The organism is Methanoculleus chikugoensis, from assembly GCF_019669965.1.
GTDB classification, from domain to species: domain Archaea; phylum Halobacteriota; class Methanomicrobia; order Methanomicrobiales; family Methanoculleaceae; genus Methanoculleus; species Methanoculleus chikugoensis.
In genome coordinates, this window is record NZ_AP019781.1 from 579,901 (window position 1) to 604,189 (window position 24,289).

Annotated in this window: 23 protein-coding genes and 1 tRNA gene; 13 read left to right on the forward strand and 11 right to left on the reverse strand. The window is 64.8% G+C overall.

What is annotated here, in order from left to right:
* Nucleotides 1-7: 7 nt before the first annotated feature.
* Together MchiMG62_RS03030 and hypB are read right to left on the reverse strand one after the other, a co-directional pair.
* Nucleotides 8-385 carry a 30S ribosomal protein S8e gene (locus MchiMG62_RS03030; protein ID WP_221057828.1) on the reverse strand — a complete coding sequence of 126 codons (378 nt, stop codon included), beginning with the start codon at nt 383-385 and terminating at the stop codon, nt 8-10.
* Between the two features lie 105 nt (nt 386-490).
* A complete protein-coding gene (hypB, locus tag MchiMG62_RS03035) occupies nt 491-1,138 on the reverse strand; it encodes a hydrogenase nickel incorporation protein HypB (protein ID WP_221057829.1) in 648 nt (215 codons plus the stop codon).
* Between the two features lie 55 nt (nt 1,139-1,193).
* Here hypB and MchiMG62_RS03040 point away from each other — a divergent pair, with 55 nt between their 5' ends.
* From MchiMG62_RS03040 to MchiMG62_RS03055, 4 genes are all read left to right on the forward strand, one after another.
* Nucleotides 1,194-1,466, forward strand: coding sequence for a signal recognition particle subunit SRP19/SEC65 family protein (locus tag MchiMG62_RS03040; protein WP_221057830.1), 273 nt, complete (start codon nt 1,194-1,196; stop codon nt 1,464-1,466).
* 5 nt (nt 1,467-1,471) lie between these two features.
* Nucleotides 1,472-2,116 carry a histidinol phosphate phosphatase domain-containing protein gene (locus MchiMG62_RS03045; RefSeq protein WP_221057831.1) on the forward strand — a complete coding sequence of 215 codons (645 nt, stop codon included), beginning with the start codon at nt 1,472-1,474 and terminating at the stop codon, nt 2,114-2,116.
* A 338-nt stretch (nt 2,117-2,454) separates the two neighbouring features.
* The gene (locus MchiMG62_RS03050; protein WP_074369806.1) at nt 2,455-3,468 is read left to right on the forward strand and encodes a transcription initiation factor IIB; all 1,014 of its coding nucleotides are present in this window, start codon (nt 2,455-2,457) and stop codon (nt 3,466-3,468) included.
* 22 nt (nt 3,469-3,490) lie between these two features.
* Nucleotides 3,491-3,562: transfer RNA gene (locus MchiMG62_RS03055), tRNA-Ala, on the forward strand.
* A gap of 676 nt (nt 3,563-4,238) precedes the next feature.
* On the opposite strand, the gene MchiMG62_RS03060 is transcribed toward MchiMG62_RS03055, so the two are convergent.
* Nucleotides 4,239-5,417 carry a WD40 repeat domain-containing protein gene (locus tag MchiMG62_RS03060; RefSeq protein WP_221057832.1) on the reverse strand — a complete coding sequence of 393 codons (1,179 nt, stop codon included), beginning with the start codon at nt 5,415-5,417 and terminating at the stop codon, nt 4,239-4,241.
* A 127-nt stretch (nt 5,418-5,544) separates the two neighbouring features.
* Between MchiMG62_RS03060 and MchiMG62_RS03065 the strand changes: the two genes are divergently transcribed.
* Nucleotides 5,545-6,015: a C-GCAxxG-C-C family protein gene (locus tag MchiMG62_RS03065; protein ID WP_221057833.1), complete on the forward strand. Its 471-nt coding sequence runs from the start codon at nt 5,545-5,547 to the stop codon at nt 6,013-6,015.
* Here the strand turns inward: MchiMG62_RS03065 and MchiMG62_RS03070 are convergent.
* On the reverse strand, nt 5,987-7,093 hold the full coding sequence (locus MchiMG62_RS03070; RefSeq protein WP_221057834.1) for an acyltransferase family protein: 1,107 nt from the start codon (nt 7,091-7,093) through the stop codon (nt 5,987-5,989). The two genes, MchiMG62_RS03065 and MchiMG62_RS03070, sit on opposite strands and share 29 nt — an antisense overlap.
* A 68-nt stretch (nt 7,094-7,161) precedes the next feature.
* Between MchiMG62_RS03070 and MchiMG62_RS03075 the strand changes: the two genes are divergently transcribed.
* Nucleotides 7,162-7,947, forward strand: a complete 786-nt coding sequence (locus tag MchiMG62_RS03075; RefSeq protein WP_221057835.1) for a YhfC family intramembrane metalloprotease — start codon at nt 7,162-7,164, stop codon at nt 7,945-7,947.
* A 256-nt stretch (nt 7,948-8,203) separates the two neighbouring features.
* On the opposite strand, the gene thiL is transcribed toward MchiMG62_RS03075, so the two are convergent.
* The 3 genes from thiL to MchiMG62_RS03090 are packed head-to-tail and all read right to left on the reverse strand — an operon-like array spanning nt 8,204 to nt 11,869.
* Complete coding sequence (gene thiL / locus MchiMG62_RS03080) at nt 8,204-9,070, reverse strand: thiamine-phosphate kinase (protein WP_221057836.1); 867 nt, start codon at nt 9,068-9,070, stop codon at nt 8,204-8,206.
* A complete protein-coding gene (locus MchiMG62_RS03085) occupies nt 9,063-11,015 on the reverse strand; it encodes a DUF460 domain-containing protein (RefSeq protein WP_221057837.1) in 1,953 nt (650 codons plus the stop codon). Before MchiMG62_RS03085 ends, thiL begins: the two co-directional genes overlap by 8 nt.
* Complete coding sequence (locus tag MchiMG62_RS03090) at nt 11,012-11,869, reverse strand: RIO1 family regulatory kinase/ATPase domain-containing protein (RefSeq protein WP_221057838.1); 858 nt, start codon at nt 11,867-11,869, stop codon at nt 11,012-11,014. The genes MchiMG62_RS03085 and MchiMG62_RS03090 overlap by 4 nt, the downstream gene beginning before the upstream one ends.
* 49 nt (nt 11,870-11,918) lie before the next feature.
* Between MchiMG62_RS03090 and MchiMG62_RS03095 the strand changes: the two genes are divergently transcribed.
* On the forward strand, nt 11,919-12,812 hold the full coding sequence (locus MchiMG62_RS03095) for a TIGR00269 family protein (protein ID WP_221057839.1): 894 nt from the start codon (nt 11,919-11,921) through the stop codon (nt 12,810-12,812).
* A 444-nt stretch (nt 12,813-13,256) separates the two neighbouring features.
* Here the strand turns inward: MchiMG62_RS03095 and MchiMG62_RS03100 are convergent, their stop codons facing one another.
* Complete coding sequence (locus MchiMG62_RS03100) at nt 13,257-13,979, reverse strand: glucose-6-phosphate isomerase family protein (RefSeq protein ID WP_221057840.1); 723 nt, start codon at nt 13,977-13,979, stop codon at nt 13,257-13,259.
* Nucleotides 13,976-15,259: a COG1361 S-layer family protein gene (locus MchiMG62_RS03105; protein ID WP_221057841.1), complete on the reverse strand. Its 1,284-nt coding sequence runs from the start codon at nt 15,257-15,259 to the stop codon at nt 13,976-13,978. Before MchiMG62_RS03105 ends, MchiMG62_RS03100 begins: the two co-directional genes overlap by 4 nt.
* Before the next feature lie 64 nt (nt 15,260-15,323).
* On the opposite strand from MchiMG62_RS03105, the gene MchiMG62_RS03110 reads away from it, so the two are divergent.
* Entirely contained in the window at nt 15,324-16,115 is a 792-nt protein-coding gene (locus MchiMG62_RS03110) for a TrmB family transcriptional regulator (protein ID WP_221057842.1), read from the forward strand.
* Here MchiMG62_RS03110 and MchiMG62_RS03115 read toward each other — a convergent pair.
* Nucleotides 16,109-16,855, reverse strand: coding sequence for a DUF128 domain-containing protein (locus MchiMG62_RS03115; RefSeq protein WP_221058611.1), 747 nt, complete (start codon nt 16,853-16,855; stop codon nt 16,109-16,111). The two genes, MchiMG62_RS03110 and MchiMG62_RS03115, sit on opposite strands and share 7 nt — an antisense overlap.
* A 201-nt stretch (nt 16,856-17,056) precedes the next feature.
* Between MchiMG62_RS03115 and MchiMG62_RS03120 the strand changes: the two genes are divergently transcribed.
* The gene (locus tag MchiMG62_RS03120; RefSeq protein ID WP_221057843.1) at nt 17,057-18,022 is read left to right on the forward strand and encodes a hypothetical protein; all 966 of its coding nucleotides are present in this window, start codon (nt 17,057-17,059) and stop codon (nt 18,020-18,022) included.
* Nucleotides 18,023-18,031: 9 nt separating this feature from the next.
* Nucleotides 18,032-19,351, forward strand: a complete 1,320-nt coding sequence (locus MchiMG62_RS03125) for a dihydrolipoyl dehydrogenase family protein (RefSeq protein ID WP_221057844.1) — start codon at nt 18,032-18,034, stop codon at nt 19,349-19,351.
* 177 nt (nt 19,352-19,528) lie between these two features.
* On the opposite strand, the gene MchiMG62_RS03130 is transcribed toward MchiMG62_RS03125, so the two are convergent.
* Nucleotides 19,529-21,151 carry a putative manganese-dependent inorganic diphosphatase gene (locus MchiMG62_RS03130; protein WP_221057845.1) on the reverse strand — a complete coding sequence of 541 codons (1,623 nt, stop codon included), beginning with the start codon at nt 21,149-21,151 and terminating at the stop codon, nt 19,529-19,531.
* 130 nt (nt 21,152-21,281) lie between these two features.
* On the opposite strand from MchiMG62_RS03130, the gene MchiMG62_RS03135 reads away from it, so the two are divergent.
* Genes MchiMG62_RS03135 through MchiMG62_RS03145 form a run of 3 tightly spaced genes read left to right on the forward strand, consistent with a single transcriptional unit; the run spans nt 21,282 to nt 24,282 of the window.
* Complete coding sequence (locus MchiMG62_RS03135) at nt 21,282-22,412, forward strand: COG1361 S-layer family protein (protein WP_221057846.1); 1,131 nt, start codon at nt 21,282-21,284, stop codon at nt 22,410-22,412.
* Entirely contained in the window at nt 22,409-23,083 is a 675-nt protein-coding gene (locus tag MchiMG62_RS03140) for an ABC transporter ATP-binding protein (protein WP_221057847.1), read from the forward strand. The genes MchiMG62_RS03135 and MchiMG62_RS03140 overlap by 4 nt, the downstream gene beginning before the upstream one ends.
* Complete coding sequence (locus tag MchiMG62_RS03145) at nt 23,083-24,282, forward strand: ABC transporter permease (protein WP_221057848.1); 1,200 nt, start codon at nt 23,083-23,085, stop codon at nt 24,280-24,282. Before MchiMG62_RS03140 ends, MchiMG62_RS03145 begins: the two co-directional genes overlap by 1 nt.
* The last annotated feature ends 7 nt before the right edge of the window (nt 24,283-24,289 follow it).

Below are 24,289 nucleotides of genomic sequence, written 5' to 3' on the forward strand. Positions count from 1 at the left end.
AAGAGTATTATGCGAGCAGGACGGCGTTGACGACGCCGTCCTGGCTCGGTCTGCTGACAATCCGCGCGAGCCCCATCTCGGTCTTGATGATGGCGCCCTTTGTGAGGAGTTTCCGCCGGACGTAGTTCGGGTCGGCGCTGTTAGCCTCGACCGTCTCGATCTTCGCCCTTTTGGTCTCGCCGGTCGCGGGGTTTGAAACCGTCGCATACTCCACCCGGAGTGCCCGGACCTTCTGGTTGCCGCCGAAGGTGCGGACAATTCTCCTGCGTTCTTCACCGATATGCGTCTCTGCCGGAGCTCTTCCGATCTCCGTTCTCTTCTTGCCCTGGGAGGTGTGGTAGCGTCCGCCCGACGGCTTCCGTACTGATCTTCCTTGCCACTGCATGTGACCACCGAAATACTCTGCTGAGGACGCAATACCCTTCAGGGGGTAGCAATCTCTCGTTAAAGTGCTATAACTATTCGAGACCGGGATATTTAACTCTGCTGATCACGCGAGGATCGCGTCCAGCAGCGCCTCAAGCCCTTCCCCGGTCTTCATGTTCGTCCTGAAGATCTTCATCTCCGGGTTGTAGCGGCGCATATCCGCCTCCATCCGGTCGAGGTCGGCGCCGACGAACCCGGCGAGGTCGACCTTGTTGATGACGCCGATGTTGCTGCTTCTAAACATCATCGGGTGCTTGTTCACCACGTCGTCTCCTTCCGTCGAGCTGATGACGACGATCCTCTTCTCGGCGCCCAGCCGGAAGTCGGTCGGACAGACCATGTTGCCGACGTTCTCGATGAAGAGGATATCAATCTCATCGAGCGGGAGGTGATCGATGGCGTGCTCGACGAGGTGGGCGTCGAGGTGGCACTCCTTCCCGGTGTTCGCGTTGTAGGCCGGGACGTTGAGGGCGACGATCCGCTTGAAGTCGTCGTCGCCGTAGACGTCCCCGGCGATGGCACCGGCGCGGAGGCCCCGCTTTTGGATAAGCGGCACGAGCCGCTCGATCGTGGCGGTCTTTCCCGACCCGATGGCGCCGAGAAGGTCGAACGCCCGGATGCCGTGGTCTTTGAGGTGGGCTGCGTTGGCATCTGCCAGGCGGTTGTTAACATCGTAGATGTCCTTCTCCACGTGGACGTCGATATGATGCATGGTATGTACTGTGATCATGATCTGTTTATAGGTTAACCACCCAGATCATACACCTATGAGCGCTGAACGCATCCTGTACCCCTGTTACTTCGACGCCACGCTCGAGCGGCGGGAGGGGCGTCGCGTTGCTAAAAATTTCGGCGTGAAGTCCCCGGAACTCCCTGCCATCGAGGCGGTCCTGCGGAAGATGAAGGTCCCGCACCGGGTGGAGGAGCACCATCACCCCGCCCGGTGGGCGGAGCACGAAGGCCGGATCGTGGTGGAATGGGCGGGAAGCAAGGAAGACCTGATCCGGAAGGTTGCGAGCGGTCTTGCCGGCCGGAAGTGATCGCGATGTACGATCTGCACACCCATACCCTCCTCTCCGACGGCGAACTCCTCCCGACCGAGCTGATCCGCCGGGCTGCCGTGCTCGGCTACGAGACGCTCGCGATCACCGACCACGCGGACGCCTCGAACCTCCGGCACCTGGTGGAGGCGGCGGAGAGCGTCCGGGAATCGGCGCGGTGCTATGGGTTGACCCTGCTCGTCGGGGTGGAACTCACCCACGTTCCGCCGTCCCTGATCCCGGCGTTCGCACGCGACGCAAAGCGGTTCGGCGCCGATGTCGTCGTGGTCCACGGCGAGACGGTAGTGGAGCCGGTCGCCCCGGGAACCAACCGCGCCGCCTGCACGTGTGAGTACGTTGACGTGCTCGGTCACCCGGGACTCATCGCGGTCGAGGATGCGCGCGCAGCCGCGGAGCACGGGGTGGCGCTCGAGATCACCTCGCGCGGGGGGCATAACCGCACCAACGGCCACGTGGCGCGGATGGCGCGGGAGGCCGGGTGCCGGCTTGTGATCGATTCCGATACGCACGCTCCGTCCGATCTGATCTCAAAGGAGGCACGGCGGGCGGTCGCGCTCGGCGCGGGGCTGACGGAGGCGGAATCCCGTGAGGCTCTCTCACAGGATATTGATCGGCTTCTTCAGAAGTGAGATGTGGTATTTATATTTTAGCAAAAGGTTTTTATACTCACGCGGACAATATATATACGTTACTAAATACGCCCGGATATAGTGTCCCCTAGAGGTTGCAGTTTGCGGTTAATCGGTCGTTCTGTAAGTGTTTGCGGCAATCGCTTGTTAATCTTGCGATGCGATGCTGCACAGTTGCCCCGCCTCTACGGTGAGGCTGTGGATCGTCGGTTAAAACCCGTAGGGAAGGTAGTCGACATATTTGGGAATATATCATCGCCTTATGCCGTAGTCCTCTGCTACAACGGCTGCGCCGTGCAGGTTGGCGAGAAGATCTTTGCAAAATAGGTGTATAATCGATGGCTGAAGTAGAGAAGTTAAAACAGCTGCAGTTGCAGCGCGAGGCCCTGAAGAAGAGGGGGGAGCAGAAGGTCAAGGAGACGGAGAAGAAGCGCACCGAAGAGAGCGTTCAGTCCGTCTGCCCCGAGTGCGGCAGCCGCCAGCTCGTCCACGACTACGAGCGTGCCGAGCTCGTATGCCAGAGCTGCGGTCTCGTCCTCGACGAGGAGTTCATCGACCGCGGTCCCGAGTGGCGTGCATTCGACCACGACCAGCGCATGAAGCGCTCCCGTGTCGGCGCACCGATGACGTTCACGATCCACGACAAGGGTCTCTCGACGATGATCGACTGGCGGAACCGTGACTCCTACGGCCGCGCGATCTCGAGCAAGAACCGCGCCCAGCTCTACCGGCTCCGGAAGTGGCAGCGGCGTATCCGTGTCTCGAACGCGACCGAGCGGAACCTGGCGTTCGCGCTCTCGGAACTGGACCGGATGGCCTCCGCGCTCGGCCTGCCCCGGAACGTGCGCGAGACCGCCGCGGTCGTCTACCGCGACGCGGTGGACAAGAACCTGATCCGCGGCCGGAGTATCGAGGGGGTTGCCGCGGCCGCGCTGTATGCGGCGTGCCGGCAGTGCAGTGTCCCCCGGACGCTCGACGAGATTGCCGAGGTGTCCCGTGTATCCCGTAAGGAGATCGGCCGCACCTACCGGTTCATCTCGCGCGAGCTCGGGTTAAAGCTCCTGCCGACGTCCCCGATCGACTACGTACCGCGCTTCTGCTCGGGCCTGAACCTGAAGGGTGAGGTCCAGAGCCGGGCGGTCGAGATCCTCCGGCAGGCCGGAGAGCGCGAACTTACGAGCGGCAGAGGCCCGACGGGCGTCGCTGCGGCCGCCATTTACATCTCGTCGATCCTCGGCGGAGAGCGGCGCACCCAGCGCGAAGTTGCCGAGGTTGCGGGCGTGACCGAGGTCACGATCAGGAACAGATATAAGGAACTGGCAGAAAAATTAGATATCGAGATCATACTCTGATCTCATATCATTTCACACCCTTGGGCTCGTAGATCAGGGGTAGATCGCTGCGTTCGCAACGCAGAGGCCGCGGGTTCAAATCCCGCCGGGTCCATTTTTCTGTTTTGTGTATTTACCTTTGCATGAGTATTTCATAGGTTCTTGGGCGACCGCAGGTCGCCGGGGGTTTCGAAAGGGGCGCAGCCCCTTCGGTTGGGACAGGGAGGCCGCGGGTTCAAATCCCGCCGGGTCCATTCTTCTGTTTTGTGCCTCAACCTTTGTACGGTATTCTCTGCGTTTCGAGGTGACTACAGGTCATCGGGGGTTTTGAGCGGGGCGCAGCCCCTTCAGTTGGGACAGAGAGGCCGCGGGTTCGGATCCCGGCGGATCTATCCTCTGTTTCTTTCAAAACTTGTTCTTACGAAACTCACCGTGCCCGGGCGACCTCACTCGTCGCCCTCCACCTGCTGCCGTGCAATCCGCTCCTCGCCCTTCTTCGAGATCTCATGCTCCTCCCGCGGGGTCGGGGTCTCGGGTGCCCCGGGCGGGCGGCTCTTCTCATGGCCCTCGTCGCCGGGTTCGGATGGGACCGGGCTGTAGTCGATACCGTCCCCCTTCCCCTCGAACGGGAACTCCTCGGGCGACCGGTCGTCCCTCCGCCTCTTCGGCCTCTCTGCCAGCGGTCTCGCTCCCGGACGGCCCCGCGCCCATGCCGCCGGAACCGCCCCGCAGGGCTCAGGGTCGAAGACGTAGAAGCCTGACGGTGGCGGGGATGCTCCCCACCCACCGGGTCACCGCCGCCGGAGACGGCCTGCAGCACCGGCGGCAGCAACGGCGAGGAGCCCGATGAGCGCACCCGCCCCTCCGGCCTCGGTCGGCTCCGTCGTGGTCTTCGCCGTCTCTCCCTCCGCTGCCGTCACCGGCACATCGGCCGTCCGGAAGATGAAGGCCCGCTCACCCGCGCCCGCCGCGAGGTAGTCGCCGTTCTCCGAGAGGGCGACCGCGCTAACGGGGGCGCCGGCGTCGAACGTCCAGCGCGGGTTGCCGTTGCCGTTCCAGAGGTACACAGTCCCGCCTGCGTTCCCGGCCGCGACCGCCTCGCCCCGCCGGGAGACGTCCACGGCGAGGACGGTGCTTCCCGTCCGGTTCGTCCAGAGGAGGGCGTCGTTCGGCCGGTAGCACTCCACGTCGCCGCCCTCCTTGCCGATGACCACGAACCGCCCGTCACCCGAGAGCGCGAGCGCGAGGATCGGCGCTCCGGTGGGTAGCGCCCAGGGGAGGCCCCCCGACCGGCCGTAAACCTGGAGGGCGCGATCCCGGCCCCCGGCGGCGACGACCGACCCGTCACGGGAGGCATCGACCGCGGTGACGGCCCCCCGGGCGAGCCCCTCCCAGATCAGGTTTCCCGCCCGGTTCATGAAGAGGATGGCGCCGTTGCTGCTCCCGGCGGCGATGAATTTGCCGTCGCTGGTGAACGCGACGGACGTTGCGTGCGGCGGGGTCTCCCCGGAGCGGGTGCCCGTCTGCACGGCCCGGGTCCACTCCTCCTTCCCGAGGTTGGTGAAGAGGACGATGCGATCGCCCGCCGCCGCGAGCGACCGGCCGTCACCCGCGAAAGCAAGATCGCGAACGGATCCCGCGACGCTCTTCGTCCAGTAGCGGCCGCCGTTGCCGTCGAAGAGGAGCACGTCGCCCCCCACGGTTCCGGCGGCGACGTAGTCCCCGGAACCGGCGACGGCAACCGCGGTCACCGTACCCGGCGCGCTCACGTTCCATGCGACGGTGCCGTCCCGGTGCAGGCAGACGATCTCCCCGCCGCCCGTCCCCGCGACCATATACCTCCCGTCGGCGGTTATCGCAACGTCGCTGACGATGCTCCCCGTCGATACGCCGTGGTAGGTGGCCTCCGCCCCGGCCGCCGCCGGAACCAGGGCGACGATCAGGGCGATGATCAGTGCAGTTTTTTTCATGGTTAGCCCCTGCCCGGGAAAGGGTTCCCGGAATACGTCTACTTTCTCGGGTGGGTTCTTAAACCATTCCGGCATCGGGCCCTGCCACGGAAGTTTGAAGCCCTCCGACGCGCAATCTCCGAATCATATGGAAAATAGGGCGGACGAGGCGGTCTCCCGCTTCATGCGGGGCTACAACTGTGCACAGGCGGTCAGTTCGGTCTTTGCGGACGATGTCGGGGTACCCGAAGAGGTCATCCTCTGTGCGGCCACCGGGTTCGGCGGCGGAGTGGGGCACACCGGCGGCACGTGCGGAGCGGTCTCGGGCGCGGTTCTCGCCCTCGGGCTCCTGTTCGGGAGCACCGGTCCCGGCGAGAAAACGGCGAAAGACCTGACCTACGGCCTCACCCGGGAGTTCGTCGCCCGTTTTGTCGAGAAGAACGGCACCGTCTCCTGCACCGAACTTCTTGGATGCGATCTCTCGACCGGCGAAGGGCTTGCCCGGGCGCGTGAAGAGAACCTCACCCGGACGCTCTGCCCCTGCTACGTCAAAGATGCAGTCGAGATCCTCGAAGAGGTTCTCGCGCCCGTCACTTCCGGGCAATCGACCAGGCGGTGAGGGACTCCGGAAGGGACGGGAGCCTGAGTCTCCGCCGCAGGTCGTCGGCGCCGAGGCTCTTTGCCGCGAGAGCCCGCTTCTCGACGGCGTGCCAGGAGAGGTACGCGAGAGCGAACGTCACCGCAAACGAGAGCCCGAAGAGCGCCGGAAGAAGGAGCGTGTTTGTCGTGACCTGGATCAGTGCCTGCTGAACCGGGTAGTGATAGATGTAGATGCCGTAGGAGAAGTCCCCCGCTCTCCCGAAGGTGCTCAGGTATGGGATCGGGAGGTAAGCGGCGTAGATGGTGAGGTAGGGGATGGCGATCACCCCGGCGACGGTCAGGTAAGGCGTCATAGCCGAGAACCCGAGCAGCAGGAGCAGCGCCCCGGCGACGACCGGCCGGTAGGCGATGCGGTGGCGGTGGAGGTAGAGGAAAGCCCCGACGAGGAAGTAGAGGGTGAACCGGACCTTCGCCATCCGGGGGTCGTCGAACCAGTACATCCAGGCCAGGATGTTTACGGCGGCGAGGACGGCGATGGCACCCAACCGGTGCAGGAGTCCGGCGATCCCGAGGGCCGCGACGACCCCGTACATCATGACCTCGACGGGTATCGTCCAGAGCGAACCGTTGACGTAGGTCCACGGGTTGTCCTGGAAGAGACCTATCACCGATCCGTCTTCAAAGTAGGGAGCGGTAAAGAGTGCTGCCGGAGATAAGAGGGCGGCGAAGTAATCCCCCGGGGGAAGCGACGTCAGCAACGGGCCGATGACGAAGAGCGTGACGAGGATCGCGATAACGAGGGCCGGGATCACCCGGAGGAGCCGTTTCCAGGCGAACCGGAGCGGCGATGCGGTCGATTCCCAGCTCATCGCAATCAGGTAGCCGCTGGTGACGAGGAGAGCGGCGAGCCCTGCCTGCGCCACGAGTATGACCGGGTCGTACATCTCTATCCCGACGTAGCCGAGCCTGAGGGCGTAGGCGTGCGCGAAGACGATCATCGCCGCCGCCGCGAACCGCAGGAAGTCGAAGTTGTTCGAGAACCGGCCCCCCGGAATGCTCCCGCCTTCGGTGACCGCCCCCTGGCGCTCTGTTTTCATGGCTATCGGGATCCTTTCCTCTCTGTACAGTGACAATCGTTATATATTTAGTCAAAATATTCTCTCCGATGGATCCGCTCGTTGTCGCCACGTTCGCCGTCGTCGCCCTGCTTGAGATCGCCGTTCCGCTCGCGCTCGGCTACTGGATCGTCAAAAGGTTCGATCTCTCATGGCGTGTCTTCGGGCTCGGCGCCCTCTTCTTCATCGTCGTGCAGGTCGTCCACGCGCCGCTCGTCATCTTGACGCAGACCCCACTCTACCTCGCCGTCCTCCCGTTCGGCACGACGGCGGCCCTCGCGGTCCTCGCCGTCTACCTCGGCCTCATGGCCGGGCTCTTCGAGGAGATTGGCCGCTATCTTGTCTACCGCTACTACTTCCGGCGCCGGGAGATCGCCCCCACCCGGGAGAACGGCCTCCTCTTCGGAACCGGGTGGGGGGGCGTCGAGAGCATGTTCGTCGCGCTGATCGTCCTTGCGGGCATGGTCTCCTACATTCTTCTCACCGGCGACGGGGGAGCGATCCCCCTCCCCGACGACCCTGCCGTCCAGGTGCAGGTCGACGCTCTCCGTGCTCTCACGCCGCTCGATATCCTCCCCGGGCTTGCCGAACGGATGATGACGATCACCCTGCACATCGCCTGGTCGCTGATGGTGCTCGCCGCCGTCGTTTACGGGAGAAAAGCGCTCCTCGCCCTTGCCGTCCTCTGGCACGCCGCCGTGGACGCCGCCGCCGTCTACCTCGTGCAGACGTACGGGATTCTCGTGACCGAGGCGGTTATCTTTGTCTTTGCGGTCATCGCCCTCGCGTATATCCTCTGGGAGTGGCGGTGGATGGGGGTAAGAGCAGCAACCTGACTTCACACCTCCCTTCGTGGCTCCGCGTTCTTCGCGTGAGCAGATTGGAAGACGATAGCAAGGTCTCACGCAAAGTCGCGAAAAACGCGAAGGACGACTTTCCCGAAGGGAAAGGAGTTCAAGCGCCGTCAGGTGCGAAGGGGAGCGCTCATCTATAATGTGCGCTGAATTTCGTGTTTTTCGCGAGTCGTGCCTTGAAACCCATGGCTTCTCATGGGGTCGACCGTTGGCCTGGAGATACTGGATACCGCGGGCACTACCCGCTCCACTCGTGCAGGTAACCCCGGCGTTCGAGCGGCTTTCCGTCCACGAGGACCGTTCGCTCTGCTATGACCTCCCCGATGACGTGCGCAGTGACCCCCGGAACCGGAAGGATACCGGCAGGAGCGGTAAAGAGGAGTTCGAAGTCCCCCCCGCCGTAGAGCGCGAGTTCCCGCCCCTCCTCCCCCGGAACGCCTGCCGGGAGCGGGAGACGGGCGGTATCGACGGCAAACCCGCAGTCGTTCACGGCAAGAAGATCGTAGAGCGAGAGTGCAAGGCCGTCGGAGATGTCCATCATCGCCGAGACCCCGGCACGGCCGAGCACCTGCCCCTCCCGGACCCGGGGCTGCGGTTCGAGGAGTTCCTTCGTGTGCCGATCATAGCCGTTCAGGGCGGCCTGCGCTTCTCCGAGCAGCCCGGTGACCGCAATGACGTCGCCCGGCCGCGCACCCCGCCTCCGGACGAGATACTCCGGGGCGACAGTCCCGAGTCCCGTGCTCACGATCGTCAGTTCCCGGTGAGCGTCGAGGTCGCCGCCAACGAGTTCTGCGCCGAACACGGTGCAGCAGTCCCGTGCACCCTCCATGATCCCGGAAAGGCGTTCCGGACGGTCGAGGCCGACCGCGAGGAGCACCTGCCCCGGCGCCGCGCCCATGCTCGCGATATCCGAGAGCGTGACCGCCGTCGACATCCAGCCTACCTGCCAGTCGGTCATCCCGGCCGGAAAGTCGGTCGTCTCGTGGAGCATATCGGTGCTTGCGACCATGAGGCGGTCGCCGCAGGGGATGACGGCGCAGTCGTCCGCGAGCCGCTCCGGGTCGATGATCGTCCCGATCAGCCGGTGCAGGCCCCGTTCATCCACCGCGGCGCACCTCCTTCTCCCGCTCGCTCCGGTACTCCTTGAAGAGATACTCGACCCGCTCGGCTTCCTGCTCGCGCCGGAACTCCTTCTGCTCCTCCTCCCATTCCGCGATCGCCCCTTCGAGGGCGCCGGTCAGCGCCGCCCCGGTCCTGCCGCGGATATCCGGCCCGACGGCCTCTTCCCGGAGGAGGGGGAGGTCGGCCTCCCGTGCGATCCGGATCAGGTGCGGGTCGGGCGGCTCCCCGCCGACGACCAGTGCCCGCACCCCCGTCCCGGCAAGGTCCTTCACCACGCCGCGGCCCCAGCCGTGCGTCTGCGGGACGTAGAGGACGTCTCCTCCGGCGATGCCGATCTCCTCCTGGAGAGCCCGCACCGCTTCGCGGGTGAGGGAGTCGAGCACCTTGAGCGGAGTGTAGTCCTCCGAGACCTCGAGTTTCGCGACCTTCTGGATCCGCTCCAGGCGTTTCTTCAGTCGCCGGGACCGCCGCCGCTCGCCCCGGAGCTGCTCGCGCAGGCTCTCGATGACCGCGTCCTTCGCCGCAAGTTCCGCGTCCCGGCGGATCTTGCGCTCGGTCGCGGAGCGTGCCCGGCTCACGTTCTGCCGCAGCCGCTCCAGATCGCGGTCGCGCTCCCGGAGTTCCTCCTGGAGTTCCTGCACGTAACTCCGGAGCCTTTTCACCATCCCGTCGAGCGCCATCACCCGCTCGTCCTCGACCGGCCGCTCCGGCTCGGCCTCCGCCGCGGCAACCTCCTCCTTCTTCGCCGCCGGAACCCCCTGCAGGTCCGCCAGAACGGCATCGAGCGGCTGGCCCCGGAGCACCCGCGCCCGCACCTCGTCGAGGTCGTAGCCCGGCCCCACCCTCTTCGCGATGTTCCTGAACTTGTTCTGGAGGCTCCGGTAGGCGTCCAGCGCCGCCGAGAGGGCGTCGCGCTCGTGGTCGTTCGTGTAGGAGAACGGGGCGGTCAGGTCGTATTTCGCCTCCACCGAGAGCGACTGCTTCGGGGTATAGGGGATGGCGTTGAACGCCCGCCGGATCTTCTCGACCGAGTAGGGCATCTCGCGGACGTCGGAGGCGACGATGAGCGGTTTTCCCGCACGGTAGAGTTCCTCGACGATATCGGACATCGTCATCTGTCGCGAGCTCGAGAGGAGAACCAGGTTCCCGTCGAGGTCCACGGCGGCGATGCCGGTGGTCGTCCCGGGATCGAGCCCGACGATCAGGTAGCGGGGGCGGCCGGCGAGGGGTTCGAACCGTATCCGGTCGAGTTGCCTTCCTGCCACCCTGACCTGGACATCGGCGCCCCGGGAGGAGTGGACCGGCACCATCTCCCGGGGGGCCCTGACCCGGAAGGCGACCCTTGAGTAGCCGCCGAAGGCCTTCGTCTCCTTCTTCTCGTAGTCGAGCCCGGCGCCGCGGAGCCGTCCCTCGATCTCCCGGGCCTTCTGCAGCACGCCGCCGTGGATCTTCCGGGCATAGCGGTTCTGGCTCCACCCGCCCCGCCCCGGCGAACGGTGCCTGCTCACCGTGATGTCGGTGGTGTTCTCGAACGCGATCACCTCGACGCCCGCCCCGAGCGCGGCCACCCGGGCGGTGGTCCGTGCCTCGGCGTAGGGGTCGAACTTGTTGAAACTGATGTTGTAGCGGGTGGCGACCTTCCCGAGGCTCTCGGTGCGCTCGCCGCCGGTCACCTGGACGAGTTTCGTTGCGGGCGGGAGCGACTGCAGGAAGGCGTGGAGTTCGCGCTGGTCGGCGGCGATCTCCTGGAGGCTGTCCACCGCGAGGATGTCGGGCTGCTCGGCGGCGAGGAGGCGCTGGAGCCGGAACCCGGTCACCTCCTCGACGCCCTGAACATCGCCGTCCTCCACCCGGGCGAGGGCGTAGACCGGTCGCCGGGTACGGGAACGAACCGAACCTTTGATGATGTCGATCCCGAAGACCTTCACCCGACCACCCTTGCCAGTGCTTCGTCGAAGGCGTATTCGAGGCCGTATTTCCGTTTGAAGTACTGGAGGATGTTCTCGATGTCGCGGTTGAGGATCTCGCCGGCGTTCGGGTGGGCGGTCTCCACCCACTGCGGCCAGTCGATCAGCCAGCACTGCTCATCGTCGACCATGACGTTGAACTCGCTCAGGTCGCCGTGGACGATCCCGAGGCGGTAGGCCTCCCCGATGTTCTCGAGGATCTCGTCGAGAATCGGTCCGGGCTCTTCGAGGTCGGCCCGCGAGAGGTTGACCCCGGGGACAAACGACATCGCCACGACGTGCCGGTTCTGGTCGATCGGGAGCGGAACCGAGACGGCGGGGTGGAGGATCTTTAGAGCGTCGTACTCCATCTTCGCCGAGTTGCTCGAAGCGAATATCCAGGGGCAGTGCCCGGTCTCCGGCATGTAGCCGCGCTTTACGCGGGCGGACTGGAACGACCGCTGTCCGACCCGGTGGAACTTCAGCACGACGACGCCGAGGCCCATCGCCTCGTAGACCTCTGACTCCTTCCCGACGCCGATCAGCGTCCCGAGCGCCTGAACGGTGCCCCGGCGGGTGAGGGTGTGGAGGGCCAGGGTGTCGTAGCCGTTGAAGACGAGCGCGTAACCCTCGTAGGGGGTCTTCTCGTACCTGACCATATCCATGGCCATCAGCCTGCCCAGACGGTAGGAGAGCTCGGACTCCGAGAACCGGGTGGCCGACTTGAGCACCTCGAGCGGCACCCACCGGTACCGGCGCATGAGACGTTCGAGGGCGAGCAGGATCTGGAGTTCGTAGGTGTGCAGGGATCGCACGTATTCTGCAGGAACGGGCATCTTCTACACCATTTATGTAGCGCGGTGATAAAAGGATGATCGAGAAAGCATGAAGTGCAGCAAGTGCCGCCGCGACGCGATTCTTTTCCAGCGATACTCCGGGCTGCACCTCTGCGAGCAGCATTTCAACCGGGATTTCGAGGCGAAGGCGAAGCGGGCGATCCGGGAGCACCGCTGGATCGAGTCGGGGGATACGGTGGCGGTGGCGCTCTCGGGGGGCAAGGATTCGAGCGCCGTCCTCTTCTTCCTCCACCGGCTCCTCGGCGAGCGCCGTGACGTCCGGCTGATGGCGATCACGGTGGACGAGGGGATATCCGGCTACCGCGACCCGGCCCAGGCCCGGGCGATCACCGAGAGCATGGGCGTCCCCTGGGTGACGGCAACGTTTGCCGACGAATACGGGATCACGCTCGATGAGATCGTGGGCAGGAAGGGAACGGGCCTCTCCTGCTCCTACTGCGGCGTGCTCCGCCGGGCGCTGATGAACCGGATTGCCCGCGAGCATGGCGTCACGAAGTTTGCTTACGGGTTCAACCTGGACGACGAGGCGCAGTCGGTCCTGATGAACGCTCTCCGGGGGGATGCCGACCGGCTCACCCGCCCCATGCGGGAGGTTGAGGGGATGGTTCCCCGGATCAAGCCGTTCATGTACATCCCGGAGCGCGAGGTGGCGCTGTATGCCTTCCTCCACGTCGAGGGGTTCGACCTCGCGGGCTGCCCCTATGCGGGCGACGCTCTCCGGGGCGACGTCCGGGGCATCCTCGACGATTACACCTACCGCCACCCGGCGACGAAGTATTCGCTCGTGAACCTCGGCGAGGCCCTCCGGGAACCGGAGAGACCCGAGGCGGAGGGGTTTCGGATATGCGAGAGGTGCGGAGAGCCGTGCGGGAGGATCTGCCGGACGTGCCAGATCCTGGATGAGATGCGACGGGGAGATTGAGCGAAAGGAGCCTGATAGCGGATAGGTGTGTCTACCGACCGCGAGGGTGAAGCGTCAAATAAGGACGTTTCCGGAAGCATTCTGTTTTTGGGGTAAATCCCGGGGCAATTCTGTTCTACTCGCTTAACCCCGTCAACCGATATTTCTTGGATGTCGCCACGCACTGCCCCCGCCCCGAGGGGCGGGGAACGACTGCTGGAACAGCAGGAGTTTAAGTACCGCAGGTGCGAATGAGGAGGCCGAAGGCCGGGTGGGGTGGGGGTTACAGCGTCCCCTTATGCGACAGAGACAGGGGAGGGGGGGATGCTCCCCCCTCCCCGTCAGCCCCTCCCCCGCGTGGCGATATCCGATGGAAATCCGCGTACAGGATATGTGAAGTTCTAAAGAATGGCAGGCGGTAGAGGGGAACCGCGCTTGCCCCTCTCTGCAACAGCCCCTCGACCCCTACCGCATCGTGAGACACCCGCCGGTAATTGCGGCGAATATCTCCATGAACTGCTCCGGGTGGTTCAGGAACGCGACCGATCGCGGCCGCCCGACCAGATCGTAGAGCCCGACCCCTCTCTCGATCCCGAGTTCCGGGACTTCCACCGGGTTGCAGTAGCGCACCGGCGGGGCATCGGGGTAGCGCGGGTTCTTCACCAGCGCCCCGCCCTCCATCTCGTAGTAGGCGGCTCCTTTCAGGTCTGCGTAGGGGGCGTAGTTGCTTGAGAACTCCGACGAGACGAGGTTCGCCATCACGAGTTCCTCCCTTCCGGGGTTGATGGTCACGTGGCCGTATCCCGGCGGGATCAGGATCTTGTCGCCGGCGGTGCCCTCGATCATCACCACGTCGTCGGCATCGCGGGTCTGGAGGAGGTAGTGCCCCGTCCCCTCGAGCACCTCGTAGATCTCCGGGTAGAGTTCTCCTGCCGGGTTCTTGGTGTGGTAGTGGCCTTTCGTCTTGACGTACTCTCCGCAGAGCGTCCGGGCGGGGATAACGGTGATATCGTAGCGAATGTGGTGCTGCCGGAGCCATTCCCGGTCCCTCTCGCTCTTCGCGAGATCCCGGTACATAAAATAGAGGGGCTGATCGGAGGTGCAGCGGGGATCTGCGAGAACCTCTCGCATCTCCTCGATTGTCCTTATCTGCGGCTCCGCTTTGGGTCCGTCCCAGTACCCGTTCATCTCTGTTTCTTACGGTACACGAATATATAATACCCTGCTCCGATGATCACAGCCAGAACGGCGATGAGGAAGACCGGATTGGTGAAGAGCGTGCCCTGCCTCTGTTCGAGCGCGACCCGCACTTTCATGGTGTCCGATATCTTGCTGTTGTCGAGGTTGTCGCGGTAGCGGATCTCGGAGTCGATCCCGTACTCCTTCGCGGTGCCGGCACCGTCGACGTTCACCTCGAACCGTGCCGTCGCGGTCTCGCCCGGAGCGAGGTCGCCGAGGAAGGCGGTGTCGTCGTTGCTGGTGAAGGGGTCGACGGCGCTGATCCGTGCCTGAGCATTGTAGACCGTTGCCGCTCCTGAGTTCTTATACACGACTTCAAGGATGCTCTTCTGGCCCAGGTAGAGCGTCGACGGGGGTGAGACGACCTCGAAGGCGATCTTGCCGCCTACGGGAAGGCCGATCGTCGTCGGCCGGGAGGTCACCGTCTTGCCCTCGTAGTCCTCGTAGGTGACCGCGACGTCCAGCGGGTAGGACTGGGGCTCTGCGGTGTTCGCGACCGAGACCTTGAACTTCACGTCCACCGTCTCGCCCGGTTCGAACGTCCCGATGTATGCGTTGCCGTCGGTGGGGATGAGCGGGCTCGCGCCGCTTCTCGTGACCATCGCGATTGCCTTACTCGCCGTGTCGTGGCCGACGTTCTTCAGGGTCATGTAGACGTAGCCTTCCGTGCCGACGTTCAGCGACTCGGAGCGGATGTCAAGAACCTCGACCTGAAGGTCGGGCGTGACCTGCACGGTGAGCGGCAGGGTCAGGGTCTTCTTCTGGTAGTTGTAGCGGAGAACGTCGCCGTAATCTTCAGCGTCCTGCAGGTAGGTGTAGGTCACCTCGAGCGGCAGCGTGTATGTGCCCGGCTCGGCAGAATCCGCCACCTTCACGTTGAAGACGGCGTTCGCGGCGCCGCCGCCCGCGATGTCTCTCACGAACTGGGGGTCCGTCTTGACGGTGAACGGCGCGTCGCTGCTCTTGAGCGTCACGGTGACCAGTTTTGCGGTGTTCGGCTGGTCGTCGGGCGTGACGATGGTCGAACCGACCATCTTGTGGGTATTCAGGCCGCTGTTGGATATGATGACCCCGAGCTGGGTCTCGGCACCCGGTGCGAACTGGTTGGTGCCGGAAATTGTTGCCGACAGATCGGGGCTTCCATAGAGGTACTTGACGCCCTGCGCCGCCCCCGGCGCAGCCAGGAGTGCCAGCAGGAGCATCAGTACGGGTAGGTATTGCCAACGCATCTCTTCACCTTGTTGTTATATTAGCAACAACATTTATTGCTAAACAGTATATATACATGATGGAATGAAGGCTCTCCGGGACGTCCCAACTCCCCTCCTCGAATCTCTCAAATCGCTGGGACTTACGAAGTACGAGGCCCTCGTATATATCGGGCTTCTCAGAACGGCGGGCGCGACTGCAACGGAAGTCCACGAGATCTCCGGCGTGCCGCGCGCATCCGTCTACCCGGTCCTCGATCGGCTCGTCCAGAAAGAACTGGTCAGTGTCTCGCACACGACACCCAAGCGCTTCGACGCGGTTCCTCCCGACCAGGGCGTCGAGAACCTGATGCGCCGGATCGAGAGCGACGCAGAGAGCGCCCGGGCGGGCCTCGACGTCTTTTACCGGGAGAAGGAACTGGAAGGCCGGGGCGACCAGGAACTGGTCTGGACGATCTACGGCGAAGAGAATATCAGAACCCGCCTTGCAGGAATGTTTAAGAGTGCGGAGCGGAGCGTGGAGTTGCTCGCGACGGGGGATCTCCTCCAGCGGAGCGTACTCTCGCTGCTCGATCCCGTTCCCGGCTCCGTGCCGGTCGAGATCGTCACCGACTGCTGGACAGGCGAGCAGCCTTCCCGGTTCCGTCTCCATGTCCTCCCGCTCGCCGCTCTCTGCAAAACCCCTATTCTCGCGGAGAAACTGCTGCCGTACGAGAGATCCGGCGTCTTCCTGGTGGACGATACCCGGGCGCTGCTCTGGATGGAAGGCGCCGACGGTCAGCCCTCCGCCCTCTATTCGGAGTCTGCGGGGCTCGCGCTCTTCGTGCGGCGGCATATCGCCACCGTCATGGAATGGACGAAGGCTGCGGTTCAGTAATCGTCCAGGTAGCCCATCTCCCGGATATCAATCAGCCCTTTGAGCGCCCGGGTCACGACCGGCCGCCCGGTCTCTCCAAAGGCCGCCATCGCGTTTGTGCCCCCGACCATCGCCACGCCCACGTACTGCGGGCTCACCGGGACCCCGAGCAGGGGGACGTTCGGGGCGCCGACGTCGAGGATGCCGGAGAACCCTATACCCGTAAGTTCGTCGAGCACCGCGCCCAGGAGATGTTCGGCCTCCATGTGGCACTCCCTGATGTTGGCGAGGATGTTGCCCTTTCCATGGCTCATAACGTCGAGGATCGACGTGGCCTCCTGGGAGATGAGAACCTCGAGGGGATCGAGCGTGGTGTCGCGGTAGAGGATCAAGCTCGTGAACCGTTGCGCAACCCTCTCGTCGACCTCGACGATCCCGCCCCCGATCGGGCTCGCCGGGATGCCGCGCTGGAGAAGAAGGGCGTCGAGCGTGATACTGCACACCGTGCAGATGGCGTGCCGGCCGTCCGGCACGGTGTAGCCGCCGACCTGCTCCCCCGGCCCGGCGACCAGAAGCCGGTCGCTGATGGTGATGCCCCGTTTGTGCGCCTCTTTCATGATGGAGAGCGCGAACTCGAGGTCGGGGCTCTCGATGAGCGAGAGGTTGTAGATGATCTTCCCCGTGTCGTCCTCCGGGCGGTAGGTCACCTTGAGCGCGTACTCCTCGATGCGGTGGTTGGTGAACTTCAGGGGAGCGTGCATCATTAGATTTCTTGCCCTGCAGGAGAAAAAAGTGTTGTCTTCCGGATTCGCCGGATTCGGCAGACAGAAGCACGGTGCGGCGCCGGCCTTTCGCCGCCCCGCGCATCCCGGCGTCATGCTTTTTTGCCCGCCCCGTTACCATCCACTGCCCCCCTCTCGAAGGGAAAACTAATTCTATCTCCCTGTGGTATTGTTAGATGAATGGAGAGTGGGACTCGGGAAAAAGCCCGGAACGTGCTGAAGCGGATCCTTGCCGCGGCCTCCTACGACGTCGAGGAGGTCGGCGACCCGCTGGATCTCTCCGTGATCGGGAGCGAGGATGCCCTGGTGGTTCTCTGCTCGGACGATCCGGAGACGATTGGGAGTTTCGATTCGATGATCTACCGCCTGCGCACCGGTGAGGACGACTGGGTCTGCAGGAAACTGCTCTTCACCCTCGATCCGGAGGTGCAGACGGAGGACTGCATCCGGTGGGGGCCCGATGAGTTCGTCCGCTACGCAGGCAGAGCCGCGCTTGCGGAGGTGCTCGGACAGAACCTGATCCTGGATCTCCCCCTGCCGGCCCGGACGGTTCGGCGGGGGCGGATCGAGGCTTCCCCTGCGCCGATGAAGGAAGAGTTGCAGGATGGGCCGGAGTTGCCCCACCTCCCGGTGAAGATCTCCGAGAAACGTGCCTGCGGCATCGCCGGGCTGCAGGGGACGGCGAAGTGCCGGTTCATCCCCTACTGGAACTACCGCTACGTGAGCACCGGCGAGCGCGAGGTGAAAGACCGGCTGGTCTCCTTCGACGCCGAGGGTGCCGGGGCAATCAACGCCATCAACGGCCTGAAGATGGAGATCAATCCCGGCGAGATCGAGCGGGGCCCGGTTCCGTTCGGTTCCGAGATCGTCGCCACCCGGCTCGTGCGGGAGGACGTGGAGGAGCAGCTCGTGCGGGACATCATCGACCGTCTCACCCAGAAGGTGCGGTTCCGCTACGAGAAGGGCGACGCCATCTTCTACGAGGAAAAGACCCTCAAACCCGACCGGAGCAACATCACCGTCGATATCGAGGCCGTCTACGTGCCGGTCTGGCAGGTGCGGGGCGGGAGCAAGATCGTCGAGGTCAACGGGTTCACCGGCGAGATCCTCTCGATGCCGATGGACGAAGGCGTCGAACTGCTGTAGGAAGAGATCATGATCATCGTCATCGGCGGCGGGCCCGCGGGGAGGCTCGGAGCGATCCACCTCGCGCAGGCGGGGAAGGATGTCCGGCTCGTCGAGCAGCGCAGCATCGGGGGACAGTGCCTTCACGAGCGGTGCATGACGATCTGTGCCTTGAACGACATTGCGCGGCTCATCGAGTCTGCCAGAACCCAGAAGGATCTCGGGATCCTCGACTCGGTGCCGACTGTCTCATACCCGGCGATCCGGAAGCGAATCTGCGAAGTCCAGAATAAACTCTCCTCGGTTCTCGATGCGGAGACCCGCCGGGCGGGGGTCGAGATCGTCTACGGAGCCGAGGGCCGGCTGGAGGGTGACCGGGTCTTCATCGACGACGAGGAGGTCCGGGCCGACGCGGTCCTCGCGGCCACCGGGTCGCGGCCAGCAATCCCCGATATCCCCGGCACCGACCTCTCCGGCGTCCATACCTACCGGACGCTCCCCGCCATGCCCGATCTCCCCCGCCGCATGGCCGTCATCGGCGGCGGAGTGGTGGCGGCGGAGTTTGCCCATATCTTCCACGCCTTCGGGGTCGAGGTCGAGATGATCGCCCGGCACGGGCTGCTCCGGGATCTCGACGAGAAGATGCGCGCCGCCGCGTTGCGCGACCTTGCCGGGGTCGGCATCCGCGAAAGGACCCCCGTTGCGAGCATCGAAGGCTGCGGAAGGGTCCGCTCGGTCATTCTCGCCGGCGGCGAGGAGATCGAGGCCGATGCCGTGCTGCTCGCAACCGGTCTCGTCCCCAACTCAGAGATGCTCCAGGGGCTTGAGAAGCGTCCGGACGGTGCCGTCGTCGTCGACCGGCGGATGCGCACGAGTGTTCCGGGCGTCTACGCCGCCGGAGACGTCATCGGCCCGCCCTACCTCACCCCCGCGGCCCGGAGGGAGGGCGTGGTGGCGGCCGAGAACATCCTCGGCCGCGAGACCGTCATGGACTACGAGGGTATTCCGCAGGCGATGAGTCTCCGCTACGATTACGCCTTCGCCGCGACCGCCGACGGAGGTATCACCCTCTCGGCCCCCGCGCCCGCGGGCCCCGGTTCGTTCTGGGACGTGGCGGGCGGCTGGGCGGGGCTTGCCCAGATCCGGGTCGATCCCGAAAGCGGCCGGCTCCTCGGGGCGGCCGCCGCCGTACCCGGGGCGTCGCTCCTCCTCTCCTACATCGGCTACCTGATGAAGCGGGGCATCACCGTCGACGACTTCGACGAGATCGTCGAGGTCCACCCCTCGACCGACGGCGTCTACGGGCTCGCCCGCTACGCTGCCGGGATGCTCAAGAAGAAGAACGAGTGATCTGATAGCAGAGGGTAACGCTAGAGTCTCACGCGAAGAGCGCGAAGCCTCGAAGCCTACGGCTTCCCAAACTCCTTCCCCAAAGGGGAAGTCGTTCTTCGCGTGAGACCCTATCAACATCTACGCGCCCTAGCCTCACGCGAAGAACGCGAAGCCGCGAAGGGAAGTGGCTTGATGCTAGAGCTGCCGGAACATCTGCCCGAACTTCGGGATGAAATCTTTTTTGCGGGACATGACGCCTTCGAGCCGGACGGGCTGGTCGCGGAGATCCAGCTTGGCGATGTAGGCCTCGTCCCCGGCGGCGAAGAGGTCGCTTGCGTTTGCAAAGACGTTCGTAAAGAGGGCGAAGAAGCAGTCGACGCCCATTGTTGTCCGGAGGTGCTCGATCTCCTTGCGGATCTCAGCGGCATGGGTCTCTGCGAACTCAAACGACGACGCCATCACCTGTGAGACCATGATGCTCCGGCCAAAGAGGTTATACCGCTTCATATCCCGGGTGAGGAGTTCATCCTTCGGGAGCGCATCGAGGTCCATGCCCTTCCGGATCAGCTCCGCCCCGAACTCGGCCAGGTCGACCCCGGCGATCCCCGCGAGGTGGTCGGCCGCCCGGATATCTGCCGGGGTGGTCGTCGAGAGTTTCATCACCATCGTATCCGAGAGGATCCCCGAGAGAAGGAGCCCGGCGGTCGATGGCGTGGGCTCCACACAGGCCTCGATGAACTTGTTCGCCACGATCGTCGAGGTCGACCCCACGGGGTCGTTGAGGAACCTCACCGGCTTTAAGGTAGAGATCGCGCCGAGGCGGTGGTGGTCGATGATCTCGAGGATGTCCGCCTGCTCGATCCCGTCCACGGCCTGGGAGTACTCGTTGTGGTCGAGGAGGATCACCGATTTCTGAACGTCCTGCATCAGCGTCGTCCGGGAAACAAGCCCGATGTGCTGCCTTTCGTCGCCGACGACGCAGGCTGTCCTGAACTTGGAGTTCGAGACGACCCCTTTTGCATACTCGAGCGAGTCTTCCAGCCGTACCGTGGGGATGTCGGTCTCCATGATCATGCGCGCGGGGAGAGAGAGGCTGATCATCTTGCCGACGCTGAACGCGTCAAGCGTCGTCGCGAGCACCGAGGCGCCCCTCGTCCGCGCGGCATCGATCACCCGCTCGCCCACCGGCGCCCCTTCGGCGATGATGAGCGCGGCGACCCCCGCCGATATCAGCGCGAGCTGGGCGGGTTCGTTGTCCCCGACGATCGCGATGTCGTTGGGCGTCATCCGCGAGAGGGTGACGTGCAGGGCGTCGATGACGGTGTAGACCCGACCTTCCCCGAGCGTCTCGCGCGACGGGACGACTATCCGGGCGTCCAGGATGCGGGCGAGGGTTTCGAGCGGCATCGGGACGAGCGAGAGCTGCTCCCGGGGATTCTTCCGGACGTAGGCCCGGGCGAGGCCGTATTCGCTGACGAGGCCGACCAGGGTCTCGTCCCCGTCCGTGATTGGCATATTCCGCATGTCGTAGGTGTCCATCAGGGCGGCGACGTCGACCGTCGGGACGTCCTGGCGAACGCTCCGGGTATCGAGCGGCATGTCCGATACGGTGGGTTCGACGCTCGCTACGTAGACCGGCGCCTCGGCGTTGAACGTCTCGAGCGCAAACCGTGTCTCCGGGCTCACCTCCCCGCACCGGGCGGGGATGTACTTCCCGGGCTCGGCGCGGTTCAGGAGCTCGGCGTAGCCGATGACGCTGCAGATGCTGTCGGTGTCGGGCTGCTTGTGGCCGATGATGTAGATCTTGTTCAGTCCCATATTCTCCTCGGAACCCCGGCGGGGTGAAGATTGTTCCAAGAGGTATCGCCCTCTGCCGTCAAAGGTTTTATGCCGGCCCCCGGATGGTGCGGGGATAACGTTGAAGTAGAGGCTCTCTCCATTCTCCCGTGTGGAATCTGGTCGTCCCCTCCCCATCCTGCTCATCCTGGTATGCCTTCTCGTCTCCCCGGTCGCGGGGGGACAGGGCAACATGACGGTGACGTCCGTTTCTGTCGAGCCGGAGATCCTGATGCCGGGTGATACGGGCTTTGTGACGGTTGCCGTGCAGAACACCGGCTCCTCCACCCTCCCGCTCGGCGGCGCCCGCCTCTACGAGGACGGCGTCGTCCCGATCTCCGAGCCCTACCCCTCGGTCGGGGCTCTCGGGGCCGGTCTCAACCGGACGTTCACCTTTGCTGTCCGGGCGGATGCGCCGAACGGGACATACTACCCGCGGTTCTCCCTCGATCTCCGGGAGAACGGAACCCTCACCCACCCGGTTCCGGTCAGGGTCGACGGCACCCCGCTTGAGGCGTCGATAGCGCGAAGGCCCGAGACCTTTTCCGAGTCCCGGACAGCAACCGTCGCCGTCTGGGTGGCGAACCCGCGATCGAACGCCGCCTCCGGTGTCCAGGTGATCCCGCAGGGGAGCGGCTTTACCGTCACGCCAGAGAGCGCATTCATCGGCACCCTCAAACCCGATGCGTCCGGAACCGTTGCCTTCAACCTGACACCGGCGGCGGAGACGAACGTCACGTTCCAGGTGGTCTGGCGCAACGGGATCAACACGCACACCGCCGACCTCGTCCTGCCGGTCGCGTTCGGCGAGGACAAGAAGCGGGCTGATCCCGTCATCACCAACGTCGAAGTCGTCATGGAGGGAGATCTCTGCCGGGCGACGGGCGATGTTATGAACGCGGGGCTCGAACCCGCCCGATCGGTCGTCATCTCCCCAGGCGCCCCCGCGACGCCCACCGACCCCTTCCGGGTCTACGTCGTCGGGACGCTCGATCCCGACGACATCTCGGCGTTCGAGGTGACGTTCCGTGCCGGTGCCGGCGTGGAGGAGATCCCGCTCGTCATCGAGTACCGGGACGACGACGGCAACCCCTACTCCGTCGAGCGGCCGATCTCGCTTGAGAACCGCACCGCAGAGGAGGCCGCCGGTGCCGGGCTACCTGCTCCGGCCGTTGCCGCCGTGGCCCTGGTCGTCATCGCCGCCGGCCTGGCGGCCCTCTGGTACGTCCGGAGGCGGCGGTGAGCGGCGAGCCCCTCCTCCGGTTCGAGGAGGTCAGCAAGATCTATTCCCTTCCTGCAGGCGACGTCGTGGCGCTCGACCGCGTCACCCTCACCGTCGAGCCGGGCGAGTTCATCGCCGTGATGGGGCCTTCCGGCTCCGGAAAATCGACGCTCCTGAACCTGATGGGCTGCCTCGACGTCCCGACCCGCGGGGAGATCTTCCTCTCCGGCCAGGAGATCTCGGGGATGAGCGACGACGACCTCACCCGGCTCCGGCGCGACCATATCGGGTTCGTCTTCCAGCAGTTCAACCTCATCCCGCTCCTCTCGGCGGTCGAGAACGTCGAGTTTCCCATCGTCCTCACCACCGGCCGGGAGGAAAGCCGGCGCCGGGCGGTCGAGGTTCTCACGGCCGTCGGGATCGCCGAGACCCACTTCGCCCATAAGCCGGCCGAACTCTCCGGCGGGCAGCAGCAGCGGGTCGCGATCGCCCGGGCGCTCGTGAACGACCCCGACCTCCTCCTCTGCGACGAGCCGACCGGCAACCTGGACACGAAGACCGGGTCGGCGATCATGGACCTCCTCGCGGCAGAGAACCGGGAGGGCAAGACCGTCGTCATGGTCACCCATGATCCAGGGGTCGCCGCATACGCGCGGCGCACGATCCGGATCGTCGACGGGAGGGTGGCTTAGTGTTCTTCTCGTTCGCGGCGAGGAACCTGCGGAGGCACTGGGTACGCTCAGGCCTCTCGATCATCGGGATCGTCATCGGCGTCGTCGCCATCGCCTCCCTCGGCGTCATGGGCAACAGCATCAACCTCCTCGCCGCGAACATCATCACCGACGTCGGCGATACCGTCGTGGTCACGCCGCACACCGCGATCGGCGGGACCTTCGCCGGAGACCCGCGGACGGTGGTGGATGCCGCCATCCCCGCCCGCGAGGTCGAGGAGATCCGGCGGGCGGCAAACCCGCACCGGACGATCCCGGTGCTCCAGGGGGCGGACGAGGTCGAGTTCGGCCGCGGCGAGAGCGGGTATGCCCGGATCATCGGGCTCGCACCGGGGGATATCCCCGTTCTTCTGAACATCGCAGAGGGGCAGCACCTCCGGCAGAACCAGGCGGGCGCGCTCGTCGGCATCCACCTCGCCCGGGAGTACGGCATAAGCCCCGGTTCGAGGATCGCGATCGGGGGTGAGGACGTCCGGGTGGCGGGCGTGCTTGCGGAGCGGGGGATGGGGTTTGATATCAACCCGGACTACGCGGTCGTCGTCTCCGACGGCTGGTACGAGAGCCACTTCGGGGCGAAGGACTCCTATCCGATGGTCATCGTCCGGGTCGGCAATCCCGATGCGATCGACGCCGTAAAGGATGCTATCGAGAGCCGGATCAACCGGCGCGAGGAGGTGGTCGACGTATCCGACTCGCGCGAGATGCTCGGGCAGTACGAGGAGATCTACGATCAGATCACGCTGTTTCTCCTTGGTATCGGCGGGATTGCTCTTGTCGTCGCCGCCGTCAACATCTTAAACGTCATGTACATCTCGGTGACCGAGCGGATCAAAGAGATCGGCGTCATGCGGAGCATTGGGGCGTTGCGCCGGGAGATCCTCGGGATGTTCCTGTACGAGGCGATGATCCTCGGGGTCATCGGAAGCGTCGTCGGCGGCGTTCTGAGCACCGCCTTCGGTTACCTGATCAGCGTCGCCGCGATCGAGGTCGCCACGGCCGGGACGACCTTCGGCGAGAACTTCACGGTCTTCGACCAGAGCGCGGTCGGGTTCATCGTCTTCGGGATGGCGTTCGGTATCGGGACGAGTATCGCCGCCGGGTTCTACCCCGCGTGGCGAGCTTCGCACCTCGCCCCGGTCGATGCAATGAGGCAGAAATAGGGGTGGC

What these genes read in the sequence shown, in the direction of transcription:
- MchiMG62_RS03030 (WP_221057828.1), bottom strand. Translation starts at nt 385, where the DNA reads ATGCAGTGGCAAGGAAGATCAGTACGGAAGCCGTCGGGCGGACGCTAC.
- MchiMG62_RS03045 (WP_221057831.1), top strand. Translation starts at nt 1,472, where the DNA reads ATGTACGATCTGCACACCCATACCCTCCTCTCCGACGGCGAACTCCTC.
- MchiMG62_RS03090 (WP_221057838.1), bottom strand. Translation starts at nt 11,869, where the DNA reads ATGCCCGTTCCTGCAGAATACGTGCGATCCCTGCACACCTACGAACTC.
- MchiMG62_RS03110 (WP_221057842.1), top strand. Translation starts at nt 15,324, where the DNA reads ATGAAGGCTCTCCGGGACGTCCCAACTCCCCTCCTCGAATCTCTCAAA.
- MchiMG62_RS03100 (WP_221057840.1), bottom strand. Translation starts at nt 13,979, where the DNA reads ATGAACGGGTACTGGGACGGACCCAAAGCGGAGCCGCAGATAAGGACA.
- MchiMG62_RS03115 (WP_221058611.1), bottom strand. Translation starts at nt 16,855, where the DNA reads ATGCACGCTCCCCTGAAGTTCACCAACCACCGCATCGAGGAGTACGCG.
- MchiMG62_RS03120 (WP_221057843.1), top strand. Translation starts at nt 17,057, where the DNA reads ATGGAGAGTGGGACTCGGGAAAAAGCCCGGAACGTGCTGAAGCGGATC.
- MchiMG62_RS03070 (WP_221057834.1), bottom strand. Translation starts at nt 7,093, where the DNA reads ATGAAAACAGAGCGCCAGGGGGCGGTCACCGAAGGCGGGAGCATTCCG.
- MchiMG62_RS03060 (WP_221057832.1), bottom strand. Translation starts at nt 5,417, where the DNA reads ATGAAAAAAACTGCACTGATCATCGCCCTGATCGTCGCCCTGGTTCCG.
- MchiMG62_RS03075 (WP_221057835.1), top strand. Translation starts at nt 7,162, where the DNA reads ATGGATCCGCTCGTTGTCGCCACGTTCGCCGTCGTCGCCCTGCTTGAG.
- MchiMG62_RS03065 (WP_221057833.1), top strand. Translation starts at nt 5,545, where the DNA reads ATGGAAAATAGGGCGGACGAGGCGGTCTCCCGCTTCATGCGGGGCTAC.
- hypB (WP_221057829.1), bottom strand. Translation starts at nt 1,138, where the DNA reads ATGCATCATATCGACGTCCACGTGGAGAAGGACATCTACGATGTTAAC.
- MchiMG62_RS03125 (WP_221057844.1), top strand. Translation starts at nt 18,032, where the DNA reads ATGATCATCGTCATCGGCGGCGGGCCCGCGGGGAGGCTCGGAGCGATC.
- MchiMG62_RS03095 (WP_221057839.1), top strand. Translation starts at nt 11,919, where the DNA reads ATGAAGTGCAGCAAGTGCCGCCGCGACGCGATTCTTTTCCAGCGATAC.
- MchiMG62_RS03105 (WP_221057841.1), bottom strand. Translation starts at nt 15,259, where the DNA reads ATGCGTTGGCAATACCTACCCGTACTGATGCTCCTGCTGGCACTCCTG.
- MchiMG62_RS03130 (WP_221057845.1), bottom strand. Translation starts at nt 21,151, where the DNA reads ATGGGACTGAACAAGATCTACATCATCGGCCACAAGCAGCCCGACACC.
- MchiMG62_RS03040 (WP_221057830.1), top strand. Translation starts at nt 1,194, where the DNA reads ATGAGCGCTGAACGCATCCTGTACCCCTGTTACTTCGACGCCACGCTC.
- MchiMG62_RS03050 (WP_074369806.1), top strand. Translation starts at nt 2,455, where the DNA reads ATGGCTGAAGTAGAGAAGTTAAAACAGCTGCAGTTGCAGCGCGAGGCC.